The following is a 23854-nucleotide window of genomic DNA, read 5'->3' as shown; positions in this document are numbered from 1 at the left end:
AGCATGACGAACAAGTTCCGGATCGAAGCCCCCGTGCGCAGCTACACGGGCGAGTCCGTCGGCGTGTCCTTCAACAAGGGCACCGGCTTCGTGGACGACTCCACGAAGGAGGGCCGCGCCGCGATCGAGTATTTCCGCCGGCAGGCGTACGGCATCTTTCCCGCCGACGAGGCCACGGAAGAGAACACCGAGGCCACTTCCACCGACGGCGGCACGGTCGACGCGCTGACCAACCTCGGCCACGGCTCCGCACCGTCGGTCGGCTTCGGCATGGGCGTCCAGACGGTGCCCGTGACCCCGGTCGACTACGACCCGTCGAAGCGCAGCCAGGACGACGTCCTCGCCTACCTCGACCAGGTCGACGACGAGGAAGTCGCGCGCATCAAGGCCGCCGAGGCCGCGGGCAAGGACCGCCAGAAGATCGCCGCCTACGAGCGGAAGACCACCCCTGCGCCGCAGGCCGGCGGAGACGACACGAAGGGAGCCGAGCAGTGACGCTCCTCGGCACGTTCAAGGGGAACCCCCGCAACGACCTCGGCTGGCTCAACTCGGCCGGCCGCCCGGACCCGGACGTCACCTTCCACCGGGCCAACCTGCCCCGCGTGGCCCTGGACGACGTCCCCGCGGCGGCAACCGGCGTCATGTGCTCCGTCGCCCTGTACCTCCAGGACGGCGACCTCATCAGCAACCTGACGTTCATCTCCGCCGGGACGGCCGCGGCCTCGCCGACGAACTACTTCGCGGCGCTCTACAACGGCGCCGGCGTGCTGCTCGCACAGTCCGCAGACCAGCTGACCGCGGCGTGGGCGGCGGACACCGCGAAGACGCTCGCTCTGGCGACCGCGCAGCGGATCACCAAGAGCGGCATCTACTACGCGGCGCTGTCGGTGACCGCGTCCACGGTGCCCACGCTGGTGGGCTCGCTCGGCGCGAAGCCGGTCCTCACCGGCGAGGGCAACCTGTCGCAGACGTCGGGCAGCACGCTGACCGGCACCGCCCCGGCGACGATCGCCACGCCCGCCTTCAAGCGGCACGTGCCGCTCGTCATCGCGACCTGATCGGGAGGACCTGATATGCCACTCTCTGGAGCGATGCTCGCCGTCAGTGCGTTCGGCGAGCTGACGCAGGCCCTCGACCTCGGCACCGGCAGCGCCAAGCAGTCGCTGTCGAGGGCCATGTCCCTGAGCACCGGAACGGCCGCCGGCAAGGCGGACCGCATCTTCTCCGACCGGCGCACTCTGGCCGCGTCGGCGACTGAGGATCTCGACCTGGCGGGGGTGCTCCTCGACGCGTTCGGCACGGCGATCACCTTCGCCCGTATCAAGGGCATCGTGATCGCCGCGGCGGCCGGGAACGCGAACAACGTGGTCGTGGGTGCGGCAACGAACCCGTGGGCGACGCTGCTGTCCGCAACGGGCACCGTGACCCTGCGTCCGGGCGCGTTCTTCGCGGCCGGTACAGGGGTGGCGGACGCGACCGGGTACGCGGTCACGGCCTCGACCGGCGACCTGCTGAAGGTCGCCAACTCGGGTGCTGGCACGTCGGTGACGTACGACATCCACATCATCGGCGCGTCCGCGTAGCCGACCCGACCGCGCGTGAGGAGGCCCCGGCGGCGGGCCTCCCGCGCGCGCCCATGTGAGGAGGCGCCATGCCCGATGTGGGAGACAGCGTCACCGTCACCCTGACCGTCGACCCGCACAACGAGACCACCCTGGCAACCCTCGCCATCACCTCCCCGTCCGGCGTCGCCACCTCGGCTCCAACCGGTACGGCCGACGACGGGGCAACGTGGACGGCGACCGTCACGTACACCTCGGCTGGGGTGTGGCGGCTGTCGTGGACGGTGACCGGTGCCGGAGCGGGCATCACGCACCAGCTGGTGTCCGTCGCTCCGGTTCCCGGCACGGTTCCCGCGGGCGGGCGCACGTACGCCACGACGACCCAGCTCGCCGAGTACCTGGGGGAAGCGCCTCCGCTGGACTCGGCGCGGCTGCTGCTGGAGGCCTCACGGATGCTCGACCGGGACTTCCTCACCCCGGCCGTGTACGACGTCGACAGCGTCACCGGCATGCCGACCGACAGCGAGGTGGCGGCAGCGTTCGCCGAAGCCGTGTGCGCGCAGGTGCAGTTCTGGGGGGAGGTCGGTGAGGAGACCGACATCTCCGGCCCGCTCCAGGGCGTCACGATCGGCTCGGTCAGCTTGCAGTTCGGTGCGGGCGATAACCGGTCCGGTCCGTCGTACTACGCGCCGAAGCTCAGCCGGGCCTTGCAGGCGTTGCCCGCCTCGAAGTTCCGCATGGTCGCCTGGTCGGGCTGCTGATGGCCAGCCTCCCGCGCCGCTTCCTCGTTCACACGATCAGGATCGAGGACTACCTCGGCGACACCAGCAAGGGCCCCCGCTACGGGCCTCCACGTGAGGTGCGCTGCCTTGTCGACGAGCAGACCCGCGGGGTCCGGTCCCCGGCGAGCGAGCAGACCACGAGCACGTCGACCGCCTATGCCGGGCCGGAGGAGCAGTCGGCGCCGCCCCTGTCGCGGGTGACGCTGCCGTCCGGGCGGGTCACGAAGGTGATTCTCACGAAGCGCCGCGACGGCCGCGGGCTCGGCACCCCCAACCACACCGAGATCCAACTCGAATAGGGAGGCGGCCATGGCCCGGACGTTCCGACTGCACTTCAACGCCGCGCCGGCCGTTGAGCAGATGCGCAGGGGTGCCGCACGAGGGCTCCTCCTCGCCGCCGAGCACGTGTTGCAACAGGCGCAGGAGGTCGTGCCGCTCGACGAGGGACCGCTCCAGAACTCCGGCACGGTCAGCGTGGACGGGTCGACGCTGACCGCAGTGGTCAGCTACGACACCCCGTACGCCGTCCGGCAGCACGAGGAACTCGATTACCGCCACGCTCCAGGCCGTACCGCGAAGTACCTGGAGAACCCCCTGAACGCCTCGCGCGCCGAGGTCGCCACGATCATCGCTGCCCAGATCAGGCGGGCGATGCGATGAGCGGATACACCAGCAGCCTCCTCGACGGAATCGCCGGTCTCCTCGCTGAGGCCGGCGTCGGCGTGTTCGACCCGGACGGGGTGATCGAGGACCCGGCGACAGGGATCTTCCGGGGCGTCACCCCGGACTTCCCGGATCGGGCCATAGGCATCACCGCCTATCCGGTCGAGGACACCGACCGCACCGACACGACCATCGGCGTGCAGCTCCGCATGCGCGCCGGCCGCTACCCGGACGCGATCGACGACATGGCCGACGCCGTCCGGGACGCCCTCCACATGCGCCGCCACTACGTCGTGGGCGGCGTCTCTGTCGTCCTGTCGTGGCGGCAGTCGCAGGCGTGGATCGGTCAGGACGCTCACGGGCGTATGGAGCTGACCAGCAATTACTACTTCCGGACCGACAGGCCTGGGCCCCACCTGATCGATTGAGAGGAACCGCCAGATGAGCACTCCCACGCCCACGAACGCGCTCGCGAGGCGCTGGAAGATCGACATCGATACGTCGGCCGCGAAGGACGGGTCGGACTGGCAGAACATCATCGGCGTCACGGACTTCTCGCCGAGCGCCGAGCCGAACATCGAGGACAGCTCGGACTACGACTCCGGCGGCTGGGCGGGCAACACCAAGACCGGCCAGGCCTGGGAGGTGTCTCTCACCATCAACCGGCGCATCAACGACCAGGTGAAGGTGTACCACCCCACCCACGAGGCCTTGAGGATCGCGTCGTTCTCCTCCGGGTCCGCCTCCGAGGTCCACGTCCGCTACTACGACCGCGACGGTCTCCCCGAGGCGTACGAGGGCACCGCGATCGTCACGTGGGCGCCGTCCGGCGGGGAGACGACCGCGCTGGACCAGGTCGAGGTCACCCTCACCGGCAACGGTCCGCTGCTCCTCATCACGAACCCGGTCGCCTGATGGCCGGGACTGCCACCCAGTTTGAGGCGCTGGACGACTTCCTCGATGACGGTCTCACCCTGCCCGTCACCGGCCGCGACGGACGCACCCGCGAGTACCACATCCCGGATCCCACAGCCGAGGCGGGCATCCGGATCGAGCGGATCACGACGCTGGCCGCTCGGCTCGCCGCGGGCGGCAGCGTGCCGGAGCAGCCGGTCCTCGACGACGACGAGGAACAGGATCTGTACCGGCTTTGCCTGGGCGACGCCTACGACCGGCTGCGCGCCGAGGTCTCCTGGTCGATGTTCAAGCACGTCGCCCTGACCAGCATGTTCTGGATCACCGCTGACGCTGAGACGGCCCTGGAGTACTGGCGCACCGGCGAGGCCCCGGGAAAAGCGGGGAGGAACCGGGCGGAGCGTCGGCAGATCTCGCGCGCCTCCTCGGTAAAGGGTGCGGCGAACGGGACCCCGTCACAGGCCTCTACGAGTGGTACGAGGGCGGCGTCTCAACGGCGAAGCAGGGGCGGACAAGGCCGGGCCCCCCGACCGATCTGAGCTGGCACAAGCTCCTTGCCGAGTGGGTCCTTATCGAGGCTGACCTCCACGAGACGTACGGAATCGACGTCGAGTCCGGCATCCTCCGCGCCCGCACATGGCGCTGGCTCCAACTCCGAATCCTCGGCCTGCTGTCGACCGAGTCGCGCCTCCAGCGCTGCTTCAACCCTCCTGAGGACCCAGCCCGACGAAGGGGGTAGACCGTGGCGCTCACTGTCGGCGAACTGAACGGCATCATCACCATCGACGACCGTGGGGTGCACCCAGGCCTGCGCCGCGCCGAGCAGGCCATGCGTCAGGCCGGGCAGCACATGGGTGACGACGCCGAGCGGGCGGGCCAGGCCGCCGGGCAGCAGCTCGGGGAGGGCCTGGTCCGCGGCGCCGACGGCCAGTGGCGCAACATGCGTGGCGAACTCGTCGACGCCGTCACGGCGGCGGCCGCCGAGGCTGAGGCGCGGGCGCATCGTGCAGGACGACAGATCGGCGATGGCGTCACGGATGGCCTCCACGGTCTCCAGGACGATGCCCAGCGGGCCGGGCAGCAGGCCGGTGACGGGCTCGGCGAGGGCCTTGCGGACGGCGCGGACGCGGGAGTTGCCGAGGCGGGCACCCGTCTGGAGAAGCTGAAGACGATTGCGGGCGGGGCCGCGGCGGCGGCCGGCGCGGCAGCGGGCGCGCTCCTCGTCGCGGGGATCACGGAGGCGCTGGACCAGTCGCGGATCGTCGGCCGGCTTGGCGCTCAGATGGGGAAGACCCCGAAGGAGGCGCAGCGGTACGGGAAGATCGCGGGCCAGCTCTATGCGGACGCGGTGACCGAGGATTTCCAGGGTGCTGCGGATGCGATCTCCGCGACGATGGCCGCTGGGCTGCTGCCGCCGAACGCGACGAACGCTCAGATCAAGTCGATCTCCTCGAACCTGTCCGACCTGTCGTCGACGTTCGAGCTGGACCTGGGGCAGTCGGCGAACGCGATCGGGCAGATCCTCAAGACCGGCCTGGCAAAGGACGCCCAGAGCGCGTTCGACGTGATGACCCGCGGCATGCAGGTGATGGGCCCGCGCGCCGACGACCTCGCGGACACGTTCAACGAATACAGCACGGTCTTCCGGCAGCTCGGCGTGGACGCCCCGCAGGTGACAGGCCTGATGGCGCAGGGCATGGCGGCCGGCGCCAGGGACACGGACGTCATCGCGGACTCCCTCAAGGAGTTCGTGCTGATCGCACAGGGCGGCGGCAAGACCGTCGACGAGGCGTTCGGAAAGATCGGCCTGTCCGGGAAAGCCATGCAGAAGGCGTTCTCCGAGGGCGGCCCGAAGGCGCGCAAGGCCTTGGATCAGGTCTTCGACCGGCTGCGCACCATCAAGGACCCAGCAGAGCGGGCCCAGATCGCTCTGGCTTTGTTCGGAACGAAGGCCGAGGACACGCAGAAGGCGCTCTTCTCGCTGGACCCGTCCGAGGCGACGAAGGCCCTCGGTGAAGTCGGCGGTGCCGCAGACAAGATGGGCACCACGCTGCGGGACAACGCGGGCACCAAGCTGGAGGCCTTCAAGCGGGGCATGCAGCAGAAGGTGGTCACCTTCCTCGGTGGCACGGTGCTGCCGAGCATGGCGACGTTCCGCAGTAAGGCGAGGTCGCTCCTCGGAGGGGTGTGGGACGAGGCAGGGAAGGACGGGGAGAGGGGCGCTGAGCGGATCGCCGGAGTCGCGCTGCTGATCGCCAAGAAGCTGGGCGAGAAGGTGATCGAGGCTGCGCCGCAGATCGCCAGTGCTGTCGCTGGCCTCGGCGGGAAGATCGCCGAGTACGTGATGCAGAATCCCATGGGCGTCTTCAAGATCGTCGCCATCGCGGGAGCGTTCCTCACCGCCCTCGTCGCCCTGCCCGCGCTGGTCGCGGCCGGTATCAGCGCAGTCGCGATCTCCCTCATGGTTGGCTTCGTCGGGAGGCTGATCAGCGCCCTCCAGACGAACATCCCGAAATGGTGGAGCTCGTTCACCGGCTGGGTGTCGAAGAAAGCCAGCGAAGCCAGCCAGTTCATGGCCGTGCTGGGCACCGCGATCGGCAGTTGGTTCGGCGGCCTGTGGTCGAAGTACGTGTCCGGGCCGGTGTCCCGCACGTGGAACTCCTGGCTGACGTCCGTAAGAGGGCTGCCCGGCCGGACCACGAGCGCGCTCTCGTCGATGGGCTCCAGCCTGGCAACGTCCGCGTCCAACCACTGGAACGCCTTCAAGAGCGCGGCGGCCAGGAGGGGCGGCGAGTTCATCGCGTGGGTGCGGGGCCTCCCGGGCCGGGCCGTGTCGGCCATGGGCGGCATGACCGGGCTGCTGGTCATCAAGGGTGTCCAGCTCGTCCAGGGTCTCTGGGCTGGTGTGTCGAGCATGGGTGGCTGGCTGGCCTCCAAGCTCAGCAGCTGGGCAAAAAGCGTGATCCCCGGCCCGATCGCGAAAGCGCTGGGCATCTCGTCGCCGTCGAAGGTGACGACGGCGCAAGGCCGCTGGATCGCCCGCGGCCTGATCGCGGGCATCACCGGGTCGACGAAGCAGGTCAAGGCGGCGTCAACGAAGCTCGCCGACATCATCCGCGACGGCCTCAACCCGGGAAAAAAGCGGTCCAAGGCCCTCGCGACGATCAGCGCGGGCACAAAGAAGCTGCTGAAGTTCGCCTCGCAGGAGGAGAAGGTCGCGGCCCGGCTGAAAGCCGCGCAGAAGAGCCTCACCGAGTACATCGCAGCGCGGGACAAGCTGGCTGCGGACGTGAAGAAGGGCGTCCTCGACGCCGCGAACATCACCACGCAGACCGGCAGCGAGGGCAACAGCGCCGAGTCCATCCTCGACAGCCTGCGCGCCAACCGGCGGGCGGCCGAGAAGTTCGCGGCGGACCTGGCCAAGCTGCGGGCGAAGGGTGTCCGCGCCGACCTGATTGCGCAGATCGCGCAGGCGGGTGTGGCCCAGGGCTCGTCGGCTGCGGCTGCTCTGGCGCATGCGTCGGCCAACCAGATCAAGCAGATCAACAGCGAGCAGTCGGCGCTGGTGAAGGCGGCTGGCAACGCAGGCTCGACCGCCGGGAACGCGATGTATGGGGCAGGGATCCAGGCGGCACAGGGTCTCGTGCGGGGGTTGCAGTCGCAGCAGAAGGCGATCGAGCGGCAGATGCTGACGATCGCCCGGTCGATGTCGAAGAGCATCAAGAGGGCCCTCGGTATCAAGAGCCCGTCGCGGGTGATGGCTGCTGTGGGTGCCTACACGGCTGAGGGCCTGCGGCGGGGTATCGAGTCGGGCCGTACGGCGGTCAACCGGTCGATGTCGTCGCTGGTGGAGACGCCCTCGCCGTCCGCGTGGGCGCTCGACGCGAGCGGGCGCAGCACGTCCGGCACGGGGCGAGCGCCGCGGGTCGTACGGATTGGCTCGGACGGCAGCAAGTTCGGCGACCTCCTGGTCAGTGAACTGCGCCGCAAGGTGCAGAACATCGGTGGCGGCGACGTGCAGTTCGTACTCGGAAAGGGGGCGTAAGCGTGAGCTTCCCTCAGGACCCGCTCGGCCTGCGCGGCCACCTCCTGCTGGGCGGTGTGTGGAAGGACATCACGCCGGACCTGTACACCCGGGACCCGATCACGCACACGCGTGGTCGGGCCTACCGGGCTACCGCGGCCGATCCCACCACGGGGACGGCCACGATCAAGAATCGGGACGGCCGGTACTCCACCCGCAACGCAGAGGGCCCTTACTACGGGCAGTTGACCCGCAATACCGCCTTCAAGGCGACCGTGCCCGGTGGCGACTCAGCCCACCTCGAACTGACCGGCGGCCTCGACCGAGCCACGACCCCGGACACCGCGGTCCTCGACATCACCGGCTCGATCGACATCCGTGCGGAGATCAAACTCGACAACGCGACGAGGTCTCAGGCCATTGTTCTGTGCGGGAAGTGGCTGACCACCGGCGACCAGCGGTCATGGCTCCTGGGCCTCAGCGCCGCAGGAGGCCTGCACTTCCGGCGGAGCCTCACCGGGACCGGGGGCTACCAGTTCTTCGAGTCGGCGGCCCTGCCCACCACCGCCACCGGCCGCATCGCCGTACGCACCACCTGGAACGCCACCAACAACCAGTACACGCACTACTGGGCCGACACCATCGCCGGACCGTGGACACCGCTCGCCACGTCCATCACCGGCAGCGCGACGACCCTGCCGGCCACCTCCGCCCCGCTGACCATCGGCGACATCGACCAGTTCACGGAGCTGGCCCGCCCGGACGGCAACATCTACAAGGTGCAGGTGCGCAACGGCATCGACGGCACCCTCGTCGCCGGTGTCGACTTCACCGCGCAGGCTGGCGGCGCCACCTCCTTCACCGACACCACCGGCCTCGTCTGGACGCTGGCCGGAGCCGCACTCCTCACCGACCGCATGACGCGCTTCAACCTCGAGGTGCCCGAGTGGCCGACACGCTGGTCGACATCGGAGGCCGACGCGTGGGCATCGATCGAGGGCTCCGGGATCCTGCGGCGCCTGAGCCAGGGACAGAAACCCCTGGATTCCTCCCTGCGGCGGCGCCTGCCCTCCGGCGGGCCACTCGCGTACTGGCCGATGGAGGACGGCTCGTCAGCCACCCAGTTCTACTCGCCGATCCTGGCCGTACGGCCGATGGCCACGACCGGGATGCAGCTCGCCGCCGACGACTCTCTCCCCGGATCCAATGCGCTGGCGACCATCCAGGGCGCGGCCACCCTCTCCGGGACCGTGCCCGCGCCGGCCGTCGGGCCGACGCAGTGGCACACCGAGTTCATCTTCAAGACGTCGTCGGCATCCGGCCCGGTCGCGGCGCGCACACTGCTCCAGTGGCACAGCACAGGCACGGTCCGCCGCTGGCGGCTCATGCTCGTCGCGGGCGGCTGCGAACTGTACGGCTACGACGTCGAAGACGTGGTGGTGACATCCAGCCTGATCGGCCTGTCGACGCAGGTCTACGGCGTGTGGTGCCGGTGGCAGATGTGGGCCGTCCAGAACGGCTCCAACGTCGACTGGTCCTACCGGTTCGTGCCGATCGGCGGCGTCGGCTCCGGCGTCGTCACCACCTCCTACGCGGGCACGATCGGCCGGATCTCCGCCGTGTCCAGCCCGACTGGCGGCTACTCCACCGACCTCAACGGGACCGCCATCGGTCATCTCGGCGTGTTCCCCACCCCCAACACCGGCATCTACAACAGCGCGGACACCGGCTTCGACGGGGAAACTGCGGCCACCCGCATGCAGCGCCTGTGCGCGGAGGAGCGTGTCCCGATCCGGGTCATCGGCACGGCCGCGAGCACGGAGCAGGTGGGCCCGCAGCGCCCTGCCGCGCTCCTCGACCTGCTGCGGGAGGCGGCCGAAGTCGACGGCGGTGTGTTCGGGGACTCCCTGACCCGGGGATTGCAGTACCGGACACGGGCCAGCCTGTACAACCAGGCGCCGAAGATCACGCTGGACTACGCGGCGCGGCAGATCGCACCGCCACTGGAGCCGGGCGAGGACGACCAGGCCCGCAACGAGTGGTCCATCACCCGCGAGGGGGGTTCCACCGGCCTCGCATCCCTGGAAACGGGCCCGCTGTCCATCGCCGACATCGGCTACTACCCGGACTCCAAGACCCTCGCCCTGTTCTCCGATGACCAGACAGGCCAGCACGCGGGCTGGGAGCTGCACCTCACGACGTGGAACGAGGCCCGCTACCCGGCGGTCACGTTGCGCCTGCATCGGCATCCGGAGTTCATCCCGGCCGTCCTCGCCCTGGACGTCGGCGACAAGATCCGCCTCATCAACCTCCCCAAGCGGTTCGCGGGCGGCGGCACGGTCGAGTTGCTCGTCGACTCCTGGGAGGAGACGCTCCTGCCGCGCACGTGGGAGATCACGTTCAACTGCGCGCCTGCCGGGCCCTGGTCGGTGGCGGAGCTGGCCCTCGCCGAGGACTTCGAGGACACCACCTTCGAGGTGCCGTGGACGAACGGCGGCAGCCTGCCGTGGGCGCGGTCATCGGCGCAGGCGCACACGGGCACGTGGTCGCTGAAGTCGGGGGCGATCACCAACAACCAGACGTCGGACGCCGTGTTCGCTGTTCCCACGGGGAAGACGGAACTGCGGTTCTGGTACTGGACCTCGTCGGAAGCCTCCGGGCCCGGGTTCGAGGGCGATCGCCTGCTCGTTTCGGTCGACGGGGTGCAGGTGCTGCGCGCTCAGGGGACCACCCCGTGGACGCAGGCCGTCATCGACGTGACCGGCAAGAGCACGGTCACCTTCCGCTACGCGAAGGACAACTCAACTGCGGTCGGCTCCGACTCGGCCCACATCGACAACGTCAGCTTCACCGGGCGCGGGCCCACAAGGCTGAACACGGACGGGTCGAAGCTCCTCACCGCGGCTACGGACACGGCGACGCAGCTGCTCGTCGGTTCGTCACCCGGGCCGCAGTGGACGATGAATCCGGCGCAGTTTCCGTTCAACGTGCTGGCGGGCGGGGAGGAGATGCGGGCGACCGGCGCCACATCGTGGGCGCGGGATGCGTTCGGCCGCACGGCCTCCGGCGGCTGGGGCACAGCAGACACCGGGCAGGCGTGGACGGTGGTCGGCGGCACGGTCGCCACGGACTTCGCGGTGGGCTCCGGGTACGGCCAGCACGTCCTCACCACGGTCAACGCGTCCCGCAGGTGCGGCATCAACCACGCGTTCCCGGACGTCGACGTGATCGTGTCGGTGACGACCTCCGCGACGGCGACGGGCGGCAGCCTCTACGGGGGCCCGCTCGCCCGGTACGTCGACGCCGACAACCTCTACATGGCCCGCATCGAGTTCACCAGCGGCAACGCGATTCTCCTGGACGTCAGGAAACGGGTCGCGGCCGTGGAGACATCGATCGGGACCTACGCCACCAGCCTCACGCACGTGGCCGGGACGAACGTCCGGTGCCGTCTCCAGGTGATCGGGAGCGTCGTCCGGGCGAAGGTGTGGCCGGCCGGGTCGGTCGAGCCGATCGACTGGCAGGTCGATCTCGTCGACACCTCGATCACCACGAGCGTCTTCGTGGGGGCTCGGTCGATCTCGGCCGCGGGCAACACGAACGTCAACCCCGTGATCAGGTACGACGACTTCGAGGTCCTCAACCCTCAACTGATGACGGTCGTGCGGTCAGTCAACGGCGTCGTGAAACCCCACGCAGCCGACACAGCGGTAGGGCTCGCGCAGCCTGCGCATCTGGCCCTCTGAGAGGAGACACGGGATGGCATTCCTGGCAGGTGAGATGGCCACCGCAAGCCGCGTCAACAGGTTGCAGCCGAAGGGGGCGCGGGCGCCCGCGACGAGCGCATTGTCGGGCGCAGCCACCCTGGCGGATGTCCCTGGCGCCTCCGTCACGATCACGACGGAGACCGCGGGCGCCGCGTACACCGTCGTCGCTGTCTTCGACTACCGGTTGAGCGGGACACCGACGACGCTCGGCTCCGGAAACATCATGGTCGACGGCGTGGTCGGCACCGAGTATGCGGTGTTCCGGGACGGCGGCGGCAGTGCCGGCACCACGGCGACGGTCACGCAGACGTACCGGGGAACGCTCGGTCCTGCGGGTGCGCACACGTTCAAGCTCGTCGCGTCGCCGGTGGTCGGCCAGCAGGTCAACGTCTACAGCTCGATCGACGTCGAGATCCGTGAGGTGGTGTGAATGGGCTCCCGTACTACTTGTCGTGGGCTTGTGGCCGTGTGTGCTGCTCTGGCGGCGCTGGTCCTGGCTCCTGTGGGGGTGGCTGCGGCGCCGTCGGCGGTTGTGCCGGATGTGGTGGTCACGGAGGGCGGGCTGCGGCTGGCGCTGGTGTCGTGCGCGCTGCGGAACACCGGGACTGGTTGGTCGGTGATCTCCGATGCCGGGCATCAGCCGTCGGGCTGTGAGGCCGTCGTGACCTACGCGGACCATCTGGAGCTCCAACACGACGTGGGCGCCGTGAAGGTGTCCAGCCTGTCGGTGACGGTCGACGAGACCTACGCCAAGAGCGGCCTGCGCGTGGGCGCGAGTGTGGGCTTCGACCACTCCAACATCTACTTGCACAGCGGGGCCGCGGGCAGCGCGCCGCTCAATCCGGCCACGGTGTCGGCGAGCAGCGGCAACCTGTGGGTGCAGGGCTGGCTGATCCTCCCCGCTGCCTGACCCCGTCTCACCACCGCACGCCCCGAGCCGCCGGCCGGGGCCTTTTTCATGCCCTGAGGAGGGCCCATGCCGACAAGAACCGGCCCCCAGTTCTACCCGGGGGCCAGCCAGGCGTACTGGTACGAGGACACCTTCGAGGCCACGGCGATGGAGGTCAACGTCGCGTGCCTGCACACCACCGAGGGCACCACCGTGCCGACCTATGCCGACAGTCAGGGCAGGAAGGGCGCATCCGCGCCGAATCTCACCGCCCGGCCGAACTTCCAGCAGAAGAAGCTGGAGTGGTTCCAGCACTTCCGTATCGACTCCTCGGCGCGGGCCCTGGCCAACCGGTACGGGGGTGTCGAGACCAACACCCTGAACGTGGTCCAGGCGGAGCTGATCGGTACCTGCGACCCGGCCACCCACGCGAAGTGGACCAAGGCGGGCGTCCAGCACATCTACTGGCCTGAGGCTCCCGCCTGGGCGCTACGGGACGTGGCCGAGTTCCTGGCCTGGCTGCACAGCGAGCACGGCGTTCCGCTGTCGGGCCCGGTCCGGTGGCCGGCCTACCCGTCCTCGTACGCCAACGGGGCCGGCCAGCGTATGACCGGCGAGCAGTGGTCGTCCTTCAAGGGCGTGTGCGGCCACATGCACGTGCCAGAGAACGACCACGGTGACCCAGGCGCGATCGACTTCCCTGAGCTGCTGGCCCTGGCCAAGGCGGCGCTCGGCCTGCCTTCGACAAGCCAGCCGAACCCGCCCACCACCAAGCCGAAGTACGAGCCGTTCCCTGGCGCCACCTGGTTCCGCAAGGCGCCACGGTCGGCGATCGTCACCGCGATGGGCAAGCGCCTCGTCGCCGAGGGCTGCTCGGCGTACGCCTCCGGCCCCGGCCCTCAGTGGACTGAGGCCGATCGCAAGTCGTACGCCAAGTGGCAACGCAAGCTGGGCTACACCGGCGCGGCCGCCGACGGCTGGCCCGGCCCGGCCTCGTGGGCGGCGCTCAAGGTCCCGAACGTCTGATGGCCGTCGACCGGAGCACTCCGCCCAGCGAGTGGCCGGGCCTGGAGACCAGCGGTCTGGCCAAGCTCACCGACGACATCTACTTCGGCTGGCTCGACCACGAGACCAACCCGCTGTTCTGGCACTGGTGCGCAGCGCTGGAAAACGTGCCCGCAGAGCACAAGGTGCACGACGGCTGTTGGGTAGCCGCCGGGACCAGCGCCCATCAGATGGTGTCCCGCTCCCCCTTGCACCTCGAACCGTCGCTGCTGTGGCAGTGCTGCGGCACGCACGGCTTCGTCCGCAACGGCGAGTGGATCCCCGCGTAACCCCTGGCTGCCACCAGCTGGCGCAGCCCGTCTGAAAGAGGAACCCATGAACGAGTCTCTCGACAAGGCCTACTGGATCGGCCTGCTCGTCTCCGTTGGCCTGCCGGTGCTCGTCGGCCTGGTGACCAAGCACGTCACGCACCCCGGGGTGAAGGCCGTTCTGCTGCTGGCCCTGTCCATCCTTAACGGGTTCCTGGTGGAGTTCGCCAACCCGGGCCCCGGCTGGGACTTCAGTACCGCGGCGATCCTGGCGCTCGTGAGCTTCGCGGTCGGCGTGCTGTCCCACTTCGGCCTGTGGAAGCCGGTCGGGGTCTCCGACAAGGCTCAGTCCGCGCTCGGCGGCGGAGCCTCGGTCCGGAGCGTCTGAGTGCCGCGCCGGGCGCCCTGGTTCAGTGGGCACCTCGGCCGCCGCGGCCCATTCTTGATCTTCATGGGGCTCGGGAAGATCTGCTTCGGCGCAAGCTTCATCTTCGACCCGCCCTGGGTGCTCGGCGGCCTGGACATGCTCCTCCGCTGGGCGCCACTGCACTGCTGGGCCTGGATCTGGATCGTCTGCGGCGCCGCCACCTTCTCCTCGGCCTGGCTGCGCTTCGGGCGGGACGGCTGGGGGTTCGTCGCCGCCAGCATGCCGCCAGCCATCTGGGCCTTCACCTACGGCTGGGCCGGAATCCTCGGCGACTACCCGCGCGGCCTGTGGCTTTTCGGTTGGTACATCACATCGCACTGTGGGGTGATCTGGTGCGCATCACGAGTCCCGCCTGATGCCGGAACACCCCGGAACCTCGGCCAGGCGGCTGAGGGGAGACCCGGGTGAACGGAATCTGGGGCATTGTCGGGGCGGCCATCACCGTGATCGGCACCATCACGATGGGCTTCCTGACGTATCGGGGAACGCGCACGGCTGCCCGCATCAACTCGGCGCCGACCTCGAAGCAGGTTGACCTGTCCGTACTGCAAGCGTCGGTCGAGCGGCTGAAGGAGGAGTGCGGCGAGTTGCGGACGGAACAGTCGCGCACGCGCAGTGTGCTGTGGTCGATCAGTCGGTGGGCGCTGGTGCTGCGGGATCAGGTCACTGAGCGAGGCGGAACGCCGCAGCCGCCTCCCCAGGATGTAGAGGACTTTTACCGAACTGGAGTCTGAGATGGCCCCCATCGCCTTCGGGCGGTGGGGGCCGTTTCGTCATGCCTAGATATCGTCGTGTCCATGATTCGCACTGTGGTCTTCGATATCGGCGAGACGATCACCCGTGACGACCGCTACTGGGCAGCCTGGGCGGACTGGCTGACCGTCCCACGACACACCCTCTCCGCCCTCGTCGGTGCCGTAGTCGCCCAGGGACGCGACAATGCAGACGCACTGAGGCTGGCGCGGCCGGGCCTTGACGTGGCCGCCGAGTACCAGGCGCGGGAGGCAGCTGGCCGCGGCGAACACCTGGATGAGACCGACCTCTACGACGACGTCCGGCCGGCACTGGCCGAGCTGCGCAGACTCGGGCACCGAGTCGTCATCGCCGGGAACCAGACGCCGCGCGTCGGGGAGCTGCTGCGCGGTCTGGACCTGCCGGCGGATCTGATCGTGACGTCCAGCGAGTGGGGCGTGGCCAAGCCAGATCCCGTGTTCTTCCGGCGCGTGATCGAGGTGGCGCAGGCCGGCCTGGACGAGACGCTGTACGTCGGCGACCACCCGGCGAACGACCTGTACCCGGCCGCCCGCGCTGGGCTTCGTACGGCGCACTTGCGGCGCGGCCCGTGGGGACACCTATGGGCCGACGACCCAGCCGTGGCCGCCGCGGCGGACTGGCGGATCAGCAACCTCACTGAACTCGCCGCCATCGTCGGCCAGTAGCGCGGACGCGGACGGCCCCGCCGGAGAGTTCCAGACGGGGCCGTTCGCGTACCCAGAGCGTGAGCAACTGGGTACGGTTCGGAGTGGACGCACCGAACTGGAGCCAGTATGCCCGCACTTCCTCACGGCGGAGTAGGCCAACGCATCGCCGCCACCCGCCGCGCACGCCGCATGACGCAGGCCGACCTCGCCCGCGCCGCCTACGTCTCCCTCACCATGATCAAGGCCATCGAGCGCGGGGCACGGAATCCGTCGGACGACACGCTGGAGTCCATCGCCGACGCTCTCGGCGTCGATCCCAGCCGCCTCGCCGCCGGCAGTGGCCGCAGCGACAGTCGCGTCCACCACGCGATGCCCGCCATCTCCGCGGCGATCGCGGCCTACGACCTCCCCGCGGACCCGCCCGAGCGGCCCTTGCCCCAACTGGCGGACACCGTGGCCGCGCTGGTGGGGTGGAGGCTCGGCGCCCAGTACACGCGCATCGCCGCCTGCGCCCCGCGTCTCCTCGGGGAGACCCTCGCCGCACTCCATCACGCCGCTGACTGTGACCGGACGCGCGCGGCCCGGCTTGTGGCCACCACGGCCAGGGCCGTCGACGCGGTCGCCTACAAGAGTGGCCACCACGACCTGTCCGCCCGCCTCGTGGAGCTGATGCGGTGGGCCGCCGTGCAGAGCGAGGACCCCCTCACCGCGGCGACGGCCGCCTACGTACGCACCGAGACCTTCTTCGCCGCCCGCGCGCACGCCCAGGGCCTTCGCGCCTTGGAGTTGGCGATCGACGCCGCGCCCTCGCCGGTCGGCGCTGCAGCCGCCGCCAGGGGCGCCCTGCACATGCGGGCCGCGGTCATCGCCGCGCGCGCCGAGGATGCGGGCGCAGCCACCCTGCACCTGACCGAGGCTCGCCGGCTCGGCGACACCGTCCCCGAAGACGCGTACGACGGAACGGCGTTCGGGCCGGATTCCGTCCGCGCGCACGAGGTGTCCGTCGCAGTCAGCCTCGGCCGCGACCATCTCCAGCGAGCCCTCGACGTCGCCGATGAGTGGACCCCGCCCGACCACCTGCCCGCCGAGCGGCAGTCCGGGTTCTGGATCGAGCTGTCCCGGGCCCAGCTGTGGGCGGGGCGCACGGACGATGCCTTCGAGTCGCTGAAGGTCGCCCGGCACATCGCGCCGCAGCACACGCGAGAGCATCCATGGGCGCGGGACACCGCCGGCACCCTGCGCCGGTTGAAGCGCGCGGACGCGGAGTCGCTGACGTCGTTCGCGGAGTGGATCGGCGCCGTCTGACAAGCCCTCCGGAGGGATACAGGCTGTAGTACTTGTGCCCCTTGTGGCAGCCCATGCTCTCTCTGTTCGGGCAATCCGACAGATGGGAGCAGGGTGTGAGCGACACCGACATCAAGCCGATCCGGGTCGCCGGGGCGGTGAGTATCGCTCGTCTCCACGGCCGCGCCTGCTGGCACTGCGGTGTCGTCGGGAGGGCACTGCTCCCTGCTGGCCGGGTCCAGCGCAGGAACGGCGGCCGCGTATGGACGGTCCGCACCTGTGGCTGCAAGGCGGGTATGCCATGAGCGTCACCTACATGAGCGCCGATGTTCTGGCCCTGCTCGACCTACCTGACCCCTCCGGCCTCACCGCCGACCAAAGGCGCGGCGCCGTCTGCGTCTGGGGCCCCGAGCCGCTGACGGGCGAGTCGGCCGAAGGCCTCGGTGAGCAGGTCGACGAGAGCGGGGAGCGCTGGTTCCCCCGGGCGTGCAAGAAGCACACGGCGAAACACGCGCATGGCGCCCTGGTCGCGCACGCCGCGATCTGCAAGCAGTGCACCGACGACGCTGACGCCTGCGACATCCACCGCGTCCTGTACCGCCTCGTCCGGCAGGAGTGGCGATGAGCCAGACCACCGACACGGACATGAGCCTGCTGACGCGCAAGCTGCGGGCGGAGACGAGCGGCGGGCGTGCGGCCGGTTATTGCTGGCTGGAGCACCCCGACGGCAAGGCACGGTGCACCCGGCAGCCGCATACCGGCTCTGAGCACATCGACTACTACACCGGCCGACCTTCGCTCACGTCCGTCAAGGGTGTCGAGTGGACCGAATAGCCCCCGCTGCCGGCAGAGCTCGACGGCGCCGGTAGCGGGATGAGTCGGCTGTCCGTACGTCCCCAGTGGCGGGCAGTCGCAAGGGCCCGTCGTCGCGCGTCATCCCCGTGCGCCGGCGGCGGGCCACCTATCGAACGAGATCGGAGAGAGGGACGTCGAGAACCCAGGCGATGCGAAGCAGCGTGGACAGCTTCACCTCGGTACCGCTCTCTACGTACTGGAGTGTGCGGCGGTCAATACGGGCCGCCTGCCACACCTGGTCTTGGGTGAGGTTCTGGCGATGGCGCTCTTCACGCACCCGGTCGCCGATGGCTCGGCGTCGTTCGGTGAGCCAGCTGTCGTCGTCGGGCAGGTCTCGCACCCGGCTAACGCTGGAGTGATCATGTACGCAAGTCTGCGTAATGCATTCCGCTTTTTGCGATCATGATCGGTATAGGGAGAGACTCTCGGGGCATACGCCACCTGCGGCCTCGACCTCGGGGCCTCTCGGAAGTGCAGCCCTGCGGCCGTCTGGCATATGCCGCAGGGCTACGTGTAGTGTGAAGTTATCGAACACATGTTCACTCGAACGGGTGAGTGACCGCCTCTGTCGGCATCCGTTAGACAAGATGTAGACAGAATGCGGTTACCCCGCAGCCACAGACTCCCGCCCGGCAAGCCGTTGGGAAGCGCGCCAGCCGAGCGGGGGCGGCCCCCCTGCGTCAACAGACGACGCAGGGGGGTACGTCATTTTTGCACCGTGCGACCGCCGTGCGGGCGTAACTTCCAGGGCAGATCCGAGGGAGTTCTCAGGGGGCGCCCGCCGTGAGGGAGGCCCCAGGGGGGTACGGATCGAAAGACCATGGAAGTCCCAGAAAGACCACGAAAGAACCAACCGGGCTGGTCAGCCCATGATCAGCATCCGGTCCCGCCATTCTGCGGTCGCGCAGTCCATGTACGAGGAGTACAAGGAGCCGCTGTACGCCGCTCCCCCGCTGCTCCAGCGCATGGTGGACGCGGGCCGGCTGGGCCGCAAGACCGGCTCGGGGTTCTACACCTACGGCTGAGCACCCGCCCTCGGCGTGGCGCAGGGGCCCGGCACCTCACCGGTGCCGGGCCCGTGCGGCTTCAGCGCGCGGTGTCGTGGCCGAGCCTGAGGTGGTGCAGGAGCAGTAACGCGGCCGCCATGTTGGCGGCCGGGACCTCTCCCCCGGCCACCATGTCGGGCACGAGTTTCAGGGGGACCCATTCCCGGCGGTCGGACTCGAAGTCGTCCACCGGGTGTCCGACGTACTCGCCCTCCGGCGACCAGTAGATGTGGTGCCGGGCGTCGGTGAGGCCGTTGGCGGGCTCGACGCTCATCAGATGGTGCAGGGGGCCGGGCCGCCAGCCGGTCTCCTCCTCCAGTTCCCTGGCCGCCGCGACGGCGATGTCCTCGCCGTCCTCGACGACGCCCGCGGCGAGTTCCCATCCCCAGCTGTCGGTGATGAAGCGGTGCCGCCACAGCAGGAGAACCTCGTTGGCCCGGTTCACCACGGTGGCCACCGCGACGGGCCGCAGCCGTATGAGGAAGTGGTCGAGATGCCGGCCGTCCGGCAGGCCGACATCCGCGAGGTTGACGCTGAACCAGCGGTTTTCATACACCGTTCGTTCGTTCTGTTTCGTCCACTGCACGGTTCTGCCACCTTCCATCGAGTAAGTGGCAATATCGCAGCAGAGGCTGTGGGGCGCCGGACGCTACAGCGGTACGCGCAGGGCGCCGTCGATGAGTTCCGCCGCCTCCGCCGTGCCCGCGCAGCCGCTGCGCACCAGGTGTTCGCGCACCGCCCGGAGTCTGTCGCGCACCCGCTGGGACTCCATCCCCCGCGCCTGCTCGGTCATCAGCACGGCGGTCACCACCGCCTTGTCGGCGTCGCCCTGACGCAGTTCGACGGTGCTGAGCATGGCGAGCCGGTGCACCCGGCCCCGGTCATGGGCGGGAGTGCCGACGGCCGCCGCGGCATGCTCCGCCGCCGCGGTGACGTCGCCGAGGCTCAACAGGGCTTCGGCCACCTGGACGTTGACCAGGCCCGGCTGGACATAGCCCGTCTCGTCGGGTTCGGAACCGCGCCGGATGCGTTCGGCGGCGGCCTCGGCACGCCGGATGCACGACAGGGCGCCCGAGCCGTCGCCGAGGTGGGCGTACGCCTTCGCCTGCATCGCGTACAGGTCGGAGGCGAGGGCGGGGGTGACGTCCTTGCCGACGGTGCGCAGCGCGGCCTCCGCGAAGGCGACGGCCTGCCGGAACTCCCGCATGAACAACGCCTGGTTGACCAGCAGCGCGATCACGTACGCCCCGAGTCCCCGGTCCCCGCTGGCCTTCGCCAGCCGCAGCGCCTGGTGGAAGTAGCGCTGCGCGAGCCCGTGGGCGTCGGAGTCGTACGCGCAGATGCCGGCGATCGCCACCAAGGCTCCTGTCGCACGGTGCAGTTGACGGCCCGTCGCATCGGTGTAACCGCCGCGCAGCAGGGGGGCCGCCTCGGCGTTGAGGAAGCCGACGATGCGACTGCGGGTCGCGACCCCGCCGGCCTTGCGGTACATCTGCTCGTAGTGGGCGCGGGCCGCGCGCAGCGTGTCGATGTCGGCGTGGGTGACCCGGTGCCGGCCACCGCGCGACACGTCGACGTCCTCCGGCGGGTTCTCCCACTCCCACACCGGCATCACGGCGGGCGTGCCGGTGACGGCCGGGGCGCCCAGGATGTGCGGGCGCTGCTGTTCGTCGGAGCGCCACAGGGCGGTGGCCCGCTCGACGAACCCGGACAGCGAGGTGCCGTGCGGGGCCGAGGATTCGCCGGGCACGCCGAGGCCGATGTCGTCGAGGGTGACGGGCCGGCGCAGCCGGCGGGCGAGCACCTCGCAGATCAGGTCGGGCACCTGTCCGCGCGGGCGCTGGCCCTTGAGCCAGCGGGCGACGGCGGTGTGTTCGTAGCGCAGGGCGAGCCCGCGGGCCCGGCCCGCCTCGTTGACGTGCGCGGCGAGGCCCGCGTGCGAGATGCCCGCCTCGTCGAGGATCGCGTCGAGCAGGGTGTTGGGCTGCATGAGGTGCCCCCCGGATGGTTCGGTGCCGACGGCGCCACTCACGGTAGCGGGTGCGTCTTCACACGGGGTGTGAACGGAATGCCCGTATCCGTACCGTGCGCGCGCTGTCGCTGAGCGTTTCGGGCCGGTTGACTGAAATGCCTCGAAAGAGGTCGCCGGGCCGTCGGCTCCCCCTCATAAAGCGGCGGCCCGGCAGTTCGCACGTCGTCGTCAGGGGGAGGTGGGGGAGGTCGTCGGCTGCCCAGGCGTCGTGGCCGGTCGCGCCCGCGCGGCGGAGCCGCATGTGTCACTGCCCCGCGCCCCTTGGGCCGGTCGGTGCGGAGGCTGGCTGCGAAGGACGAGCAACGCGATGTCGTCCGTCGGTCTGCCCGCCGTGTGGCGCAGGAGTGCGCGCAGGACCGTGCGCAGGATCTGCTCGGGTGAGACCGGATGGTCGTGGACCGCCTTGGTCAGCGTCTCCGCCAGCGGGAAGAAGCGGCCCCTGGCGTCCCTTACGTCCTCCGCGCCGTCCGTGTAGAGAACCAGCGACTCCCCCCTGCGGAGGTGGCCGCAATGCGTGGCCGGCAGTTCGGGCGGGAGCGGGAAGGGGCCGAGCGGCGGCAGGGGTTCCGAGCGGGCCAGCGGCCCCACCTCCGTCCCCCGGAGCAGATACGGCCACGGATGCCCGCAGTTCAGGGCCCGTACGCCGCCCTCCGCGTCGATCTCCAGGAGCAGGACGGTGACGAACTCCTCGGCGACCGGGGTGTCGGGCGGACGGCCGCTCGCGGGATGTTCCTCGCGGTGGCGCTCCCGCAGATGCCGGGCGAGGGCGCGCTCCAGCCGGCGCAGGACGCCGTCCAGGTCCGGCTCGTCGTGCACGGCCTCGCGGAAGCTGCCGAGGAGCGCGGCGACGGTCCCGAGCGCGGGGAGCCCGTGCCCGCGTACGTCGCCCATGACGACCCGCACCCCGTGCTCGGTGGCGATGACCTCGTACAGGTCGCCGCCGACCAGGGCGCCGCGGTCCGCGGAGAGCTGCGCCGCGGCCACGCTCAGCCCCTCGACCCGCGGCGGCAGGGGCCGCAGCAGCACGCTCTGGGCGGCCCCTGCGACCCGGCGGACCTGCTTCAGCTCGCGCAGCAAGGTCTGCCGGACGTGCTGGATCAGTCCCGTGCCGACGACGAAGAAGACGGCGCTGGTGACGAGCCTGGCGCCGAGCCCGTCCTGCTGGGCGAGCGGGCAGGTCATCTTGTAGGTGATCGCCGTGGCGCCCCATGCCGTGGGCAGCCCCAGCGAGAGGGCCCGGCGCAACGGCCGCCTCATGCCGAACATGTCGGATGGTCCCCCATCTAGGCCCGTACAGCGCAGACAGACCGGCCTCGAAAGGCCGGTCTGATTCTGTCGATGTCGTGGCCCGGAGGACCGGATCACCGGGGGAACTCACCCGAACGGGTGAGATGGGGTGTGGGGGCTGTGCCCGCACACCCCTCACACCGCTCCTAGCCGCGCAGCACGGCACCCGTCCGCTCGCCCGCGAGGGCGACCGCCGCGTCCCGCGCCGCCGACGCCTCGTCGACCGTCAGCGTCCGGTCCCCCGCACGGAAGCGCAGCGCGTACGCGAGCGACTTCCGCCCGTCACCCAGCTGCTCCGCGTTCTCGTACACGTCGAACAGCCGGATCGCCTCCAGGAGTTCACCGGCGCCCTCGCGCAGCGCGGCCTCGACGTCGGCGTGCGGTACGTAGGCGTCGACGACGAGCGCGACGTCCTGCGTGGCGACGGGGAACGTGGAGATGCCCGGCGCCCGGGGCGTGTCGTCGCCGGCCTGCTCCAGGACGTCCAGGTCGAGTTCCATGGCCGAGGTGCGTGCGGGCAGGCCGAGGGCCTTCAGCACGCGCGGGTGGAGTTCGCCGGCGTGGCCGACGACCCGCTCGGTGCCGTCGGTGACGACGGCCAGCTCGGCGCAGCGGCCCGGATGCCAGGGCCCGTACTGGCCCTTGCGGACGATCAGTTCGGCGCCCGTCTCGGCGGCGACGGTCCGCGCCGCCTCGACGGCGTCGGCCCAGTCGGCCGGGCGGCCCTTGCCCCACCAGCCGGCCTGCTCGCGGGCTCCCGCGAGGACGGCGGCCACATGGCGCGGCTGCTCGGGCAGCACGGCGTCGATCGCCGCGATCTCCTCCGCGGTCGGCCGGCGGTCGACCGGGAGCTGACCGGCCACACCCTGCTCCTCGCGCGGGAGGAAGACCAGTCCGGTCTCGAAGAGGGCCAGGTCGTGCGAGCCACGGCCGTCGTTGCGCCGCAGCGCGGCGAGCAGCCCCGGCAGCAGCGACGTGCGGAGCGCGGGCTCCTCGTCGTTGAGCGGGTTGGTGAGCCTGACGACGCGGCGGGCCGGGTCGTCGGCGTCGAGGCCGAGCTGGTCGAAGACCTGCTCGCCGACGAACGGGTAGTTCGGCGCCTCGACGTAACCGGCGCCGGCCAGCGCGCGGCCGACGCGGCGGTGCAGCCGCTGCCGGTGCGTGAGGCCGCGGCCCGACGGGGGCTTGGGCAGCGTGGAGGGCAGGTTCTCGTAGCCCTCCAGGCGGATGACCTCCTCGGCGAGGTCGTTGCCCTCACCGAGGTCGGGACGCCAGGACGGCACGGTGACGATCAGCTCGTCCTGCCCGTACACGTCACAACCGATTTCCTGGAGCCGTCGCACGACGGTCTCCCGGCCGTACACGACACCCGCCACCTTGTCCGGGTGGTCGGCGGCGACGGCGACGGTGTGCGGCGCGGACGGGGCGATGACCTCGGTGACCCCGGCCTCGGCGGTACCGCCGGCGAGCAGCATCAGCAGGTCGACCGTGCGCTGCGCCGCCGCCGACGAGGCCTGCGGGTCGACCCCGCGCTCGAAGCGCTTGGACGCCTCGGAGGACAGCTTGTGGCGGCGGGCCGTACGGGCG

Annotated in this window: 27 protein-coding genes and 1 pseudogene; 23 read left to right on the top strand and 5 right to left on the bottom strand. The window is 70.3% G+C overall.

Translation table 11 applies throughout. The features are described from left to right. Window positions 1–3: 3 nt before the first annotated feature. The 22 genes from BZL64_RS01760 to BZL64_RS01650 all read left to right on the top strand — a co-directional run bounded on the left by BZL64_RS01760 (window position 4) and on the right by BZL64_RS01650 (window position 17881). A complete protein-coding gene (locus tag BZL64_RS01760) occupies window positions 4–495 on the top strand; it encodes a hypothetical protein (protein ID WP_143662948.1) in 492 nt (163 codons plus the stop codon). Then, complete coding sequence (locus BZL64_RS01755) at window positions 492–1058, top strand: hypothetical protein (RefSeq protein ID WP_086765345.1); 567 nt, start codon at window positions 492–494, stop codon at window positions 1056–1058. Before BZL64_RS01760 ends, BZL64_RS01755 begins: the two co-directional genes overlap by 4 nt. 15 nt (window positions 1059–1073) lie before the next feature. After that, on the top strand, window positions 1074–1583 hold the full coding sequence (locus tag BZL64_RS01750) for a hypothetical protein (RefSeq protein ID WP_143662945.1): 510 nt from the start codon (window positions 1074–1076) through the stop codon (window positions 1581–1583). 68 nt (window positions 1584–1651) lie between these two features. Then, window positions 1652–2323, top strand: a complete 672-nt coding sequence (locus BZL64_RS01745; protein ID WP_086765341.1) for a hypothetical protein — start codon at window positions 1652–1654, stop codon at window positions 2321–2323. Beyond that, the gene (locus tag BZL64_RS01740) at window positions 2323–2643 is read left to right on the top strand and encodes a hypothetical protein (protein ID WP_086765339.1); all 321 of its coding nucleotides are present in this window, start codon (window positions 2323–2325) and stop codon (window positions 2641–2643) included. Before BZL64_RS01745 ends, BZL64_RS01740 begins: the two co-directional genes overlap by 1 nt. Before the next feature lie 10 nt (window positions 2644–2653). Continuing rightward, window positions 2654–3004 (top strand): minor capsid protein, encoded by a 351-nt coding sequence (locus BZL64_RS01735; RefSeq protein ID WP_086765337.1) that lies wholly within the window; start codon window positions 2654–2656, stop codon window positions 3002–3004. After that, on the top strand, window positions 3001–3435 hold the full coding sequence (locus BZL64_RS01730) for a minor capsid protein (RefSeq protein ID WP_086765335.1): 435 nt from the start codon (window positions 3001–3003) through the stop codon (window positions 3433–3435). The genes BZL64_RS01735 and BZL64_RS01730 overlap by 4 nt, the downstream gene beginning before the upstream one ends. A 13-nt stretch (window positions 3436–3448) precedes the next feature. After that, on the top strand, window positions 3449–3922 hold the full coding sequence (locus BZL64_RS01725; protein WP_086765333.1) for a phage tail tube protein: 474 nt from the start codon (window positions 3449–3451) through the stop codon (window positions 3920–3922). Beyond that, on the top strand, window positions 3922–4461 hold the full coding sequence (locus BZL64_RS01720) for a DUF7426 family protein (RefSeq protein WP_086765331.1): 540 nt from the start codon (window positions 3922–3924) through the stop codon (window positions 4459–4461). The genes BZL64_RS01725 and BZL64_RS01720 overlap by 1 nt, the downstream gene beginning before the upstream one ends. Window positions 4462–4664: 203 nt before the next feature. Continuing rightward, window positions 4665–7967: a phage tail tape measure protein gene (locus BZL64_RS01710; protein ID WP_086765329.1), complete on the top strand. Its 3303-nt coding sequence runs from the start codon at window positions 4665–4667 to the stop codon at window positions 7965–7967. A gap of 2 nt (window positions 7968–7969) precedes the next feature. After that, window positions 7970–11692 (top strand): hypothetical protein, encoded by a 3723-nt coding sequence (locus BZL64_RS01705; protein WP_086765327.1) that lies wholly within the window; start codon window positions 7970–7972, stop codon window positions 11690–11692. 13 nt (window positions 11693–11705) lie between these two features. Then, window positions 11706–12143, top strand: coding sequence for a hypothetical protein (locus tag BZL64_RS01700; RefSeq protein ID WP_143662943.1), 438 nt, complete (start codon window positions 11706–11708; stop codon window positions 12141–12143). 36 nt (window positions 12144–12179) lie between these two features. Further along, on the top strand, window positions 12180–12623 hold the full coding sequence (locus BZL64_RS01695; protein WP_143662941.1) for a hypothetical protein: 444 nt from the start codon (window positions 12180–12182) through the stop codon (window positions 12621–12623). A gap of 66 nt (window positions 12624–12689) precedes the next feature. Beyond that, entirely contained in the window at window positions 12690–13628 is a 939-nt protein-coding gene (locus BZL64_RS40780) for a peptidoglycan-binding protein (protein ID WP_086765320.1), read from the top strand. Then, entirely contained in the window at window positions 13628–13936 is a 309-nt protein-coding gene (locus tag BZL64_RS01685; RefSeq protein WP_086765317.1) for a hypothetical protein, read from the top strand. Before BZL64_RS40780 ends, BZL64_RS01685 begins: the two co-directional genes overlap by 1 nt. Before the next feature lie 46 nt (window positions 13937–13982). After that, complete coding sequence (locus BZL64_RS01680; protein WP_086765315.1) at window positions 13983–14303, top strand: hypothetical protein; 321 nt, start codon at window positions 13983–13985, stop codon at window positions 14301–14303. Window positions 14304–14366: 63 nt separating this feature from the next. Continuing rightward, window positions 14367–14750: a hypothetical protein gene (locus tag BZL64_RS01675; protein ID WP_244205144.1), complete on the top strand. Its 384-nt coding sequence runs from the start codon at window positions 14367–14369 to the stop codon at window positions 14748–14750. Beyond that, complete coding sequence (locus BZL64_RS01670; protein ID WP_086765311.1) at window positions 14747–15076, top strand: hypothetical protein; 330 nt, start codon at window positions 14747–14749, stop codon at window positions 15074–15076. Before BZL64_RS01675 ends, BZL64_RS01670 begins: the two co-directional genes overlap by 4 nt. Window positions 15077–15139: 63 nt before the next feature. Then, window positions 15140–15781, top strand: coding sequence for an HAD family hydrolase (locus BZL64_RS01665; protein WP_086765403.1), 642 nt, complete (start codon window positions 15140–15142; stop codon window positions 15779–15781). Window positions 15782–15889: 108 nt separating this feature from the next. Further along, window positions 15890–17068 carry a helix-turn-helix domain-containing protein gene (locus BZL64_RS01660; protein WP_086765309.1) on the top strand — a complete coding sequence of 393 codons (1179 nt, stop codon included), beginning with the start codon at window positions 15890–15892 and terminating at the stop codon, window positions 17066–17068. 280 nt (window positions 17069–17348) lie between these two features. Beyond that, the gene (locus tag BZL64_RS01655; RefSeq protein ID WP_086765401.1) at window positions 17349–17672 is read left to right on the top strand and encodes a hypothetical protein; all 324 of its coding nucleotides are present in this window, start codon (window positions 17349–17351) and stop codon (window positions 17670–17672) included. After that, complete coding sequence (locus tag BZL64_RS01650) at window positions 17669–17881, top strand: hypothetical protein (protein WP_086765307.1); 213 nt, start codon at window positions 17669–17671, stop codon at window positions 17879–17881. The genes BZL64_RS01655 and BZL64_RS01650 overlap by 4 nt, the downstream gene beginning before the upstream one ends. Window positions 17882–18008: 127 nt before the next feature. Here the strand turns inward: BZL64_RS01650 and BZL64_RS01645 are convergent, their stop codons facing one another. Further along, complete coding sequence (locus BZL64_RS01645; RefSeq protein WP_086765305.1) at window positions 18009–18242, bottom strand: helix-turn-helix domain-containing protein; 234 nt, start codon at window positions 18240–18242, stop codon at window positions 18009–18011. A gap of 553 nt (window positions 18243–18795) precedes the next feature. Between BZL64_RS01645 and BZL64_RS01640 the strand changes: the two are divergent. After that, window positions 18796–18927: pseudogene (locus BZL64_RS01640) on the top strand (3-hydroxyacyl-CoA dehydrogenase family protein); the annotation flags it as partial. 61 nt (window positions 18928–18988) lie between these two features. On the opposite strand, the gene BZL64_RS01635 reads toward BZL64_RS01640, so the two are convergent. The 4 genes from BZL64_RS01635 to BZL64_RS01620 form a co-directional block, all read right to left on the bottom strand. Further along, window positions 18989–19534 (bottom strand): NUDIX hydrolase, encoded by a 546-nt coding sequence (locus BZL64_RS01635; RefSeq protein ID WP_086765303.1) that lies wholly within the window; start codon window positions 19532–19534, stop codon window positions 18989–18991. Window positions 19535–19597: 63 nt separating this feature from the next. Continuing rightward, a complete protein-coding gene (locus BZL64_RS01630) occupies window positions 19598–20938 on the bottom strand; it encodes an NsdA family TPR-like regulatory protein (protein ID WP_086765301.1) in 1341 nt (446 codons plus the stop codon). Window positions 20939–21148: 210 nt separating this feature from the next. Then, complete coding sequence (locus BZL64_RS01625) at window positions 21149–22246, bottom strand: PP2C family protein-serine/threonine phosphatase (protein WP_086765299.1); 1098 nt, start codon at window positions 22244–22246, stop codon at window positions 21149–21151. Window positions 22247–22413: 167 nt separating this feature from the next. Next, a partial coding sequence (locus tag BZL64_RS01620) for a phenylalanine--tRNA ligase subunit beta (RefSeq protein WP_143662939.1) occupies window positions 22414–23854 on the bottom strand: 1441 nt, incomplete at its 5' end.

This window comes from Streptomyces bobili, assembly GCF_002154575.1.
In the GTDB taxonomy this organism is placed as follows: Bacteria; Actinomycetota; Actinomycetes; order Streptomycetales; family Streptomycetaceae; genus Streptomyces; species Streptomyces bobili.
Note: the sequence above shows the minus strand (reverse complement) of the source record. Positions and strands in the feature narration are given on the sequence as shown.

Excerpts from the sequence above, each read along its gene's own strand:
- BZL64_RS01760 (WP_143662948.1), top strand. The coding sequence starts at position 4 with ATGACGAACAAGTTCCGGATCGAAGCCCCCGTGCGCAGCTACACGGGC.
- BZL64_RS01750 (WP_143662945.1), top strand. The coding sequence starts at position 1,074 with ATGCCACTCTCTGGAGCGATGCTCGCCGTCAGTGCGTTCGGCGAGCTG.
- BZL64_RS01745 (WP_086765341.1), top strand. The coding sequence starts at position 1,652 with ATGCCCGATGTGGGAGACAGCGTCACCGTCACCCTGACCGTCGACCCG.
- BZL64_RS01740 (WP_086765339.1), top strand. The coding sequence starts at position 2,323 with ATGGCCAGCCTCCCGCGCCGCTTCCTCGTTCACACGATCAGGATCGAG.
- BZL64_RS01735 (WP_086765337.1), top strand. The coding sequence starts at position 2,654 with ATGGCCCGGACGTTCCGACTGCACTTCAACGCCGCGCCGGCCGTTGAG.
- BZL64_RS01730 (WP_086765335.1), top strand. The coding sequence starts at position 3,001 with ATGAGCGGATACACCAGCAGCCTCCTCGACGGAATCGCCGGTCTCCTC.
- BZL64_RS01725 (WP_086765333.1), top strand. The coding sequence starts at position 3,449 with ATGAGCACTCCCACGCCCACGAACGCGCTCGCGAGGCGCTGGAAGATC.
- BZL64_RS01720 (WP_086765331.1), top strand. The coding sequence starts at position 3,922 with ATGGCCGGGACTGCCACCCAGTTTGAGGCGCTGGACGACTTCCTCGAT.
- BZL64_RS01700 (WP_143662943.1), top strand. The coding sequence starts at position 11,706 with ATGGCATTCCTGGCAGGTGAGATGGCCACCGCAAGCCGCGTCAACAGG.
- BZL64_RS40780 (WP_086765320.1), top strand. The coding sequence starts at position 12,690 with ATGCCGACAAGAACCGGCCCCCAGTTCTACCCGGGGGCCAGCCAGGCG.
- BZL64_RS01685 (WP_086765317.1), top strand. The coding sequence starts at position 13,628 with ATGGCCGTCGACCGGAGCACTCCGCCCAGCGAGTGGCCGGGCCTGGAG.
- BZL64_RS01680 (WP_086765315.1), top strand. The coding sequence starts at position 13,983 with ATGAACGAGTCTCTCGACAAGGCCTACTGGATCGGCCTGCTCGTCTCC.
- BZL64_RS01675 (WP_244205144.1), top strand. The coding sequence starts at position 14,367 with ATGGGGCTCGGGAAGATCTGCTTCGGCGCAAGCTTCATCTTCGACCCG.
- BZL64_RS01665 (WP_086765403.1), top strand. The coding sequence starts at position 15,140 with ATGATTCGCACTGTGGTCTTCGATATCGGCGAGACGATCACCCGTGAC.
- BZL64_RS01660 (WP_086765309.1), top strand. The coding sequence starts at position 15,890 with ATGCCCGCACTTCCTCACGGCGGAGTAGGCCAACGCATCGCCGCCACC.
- BZL64_RS01655 (WP_086765401.1), top strand. The coding sequence starts at position 17,349 with ATGAGCGTCACCTACATGAGCGCCGATGTTCTGGCCCTGCTCGACCTA.
- BZL64_RS01650 (WP_086765307.1), top strand. The coding sequence starts at position 17,669 with ATGAGCCAGACCACCGACACGGACATGAGCCTGCTGACGCGCAAGCTG.
- BZL64_RS01630 (WP_086765301.1), bottom strand. The coding sequence starts at position 20,938 with ATGCAGCCCAACACCCTGCTCGACGCGATCCTCGACGAGGCGGGCATC.
- BZL64_RS01625 (WP_086765299.1), bottom strand. The coding sequence starts at position 22,246 with ATGTTCGGCATGAGGCGGCCGTTGCGCCGGGCCCTCTCGCTGGGGCTG.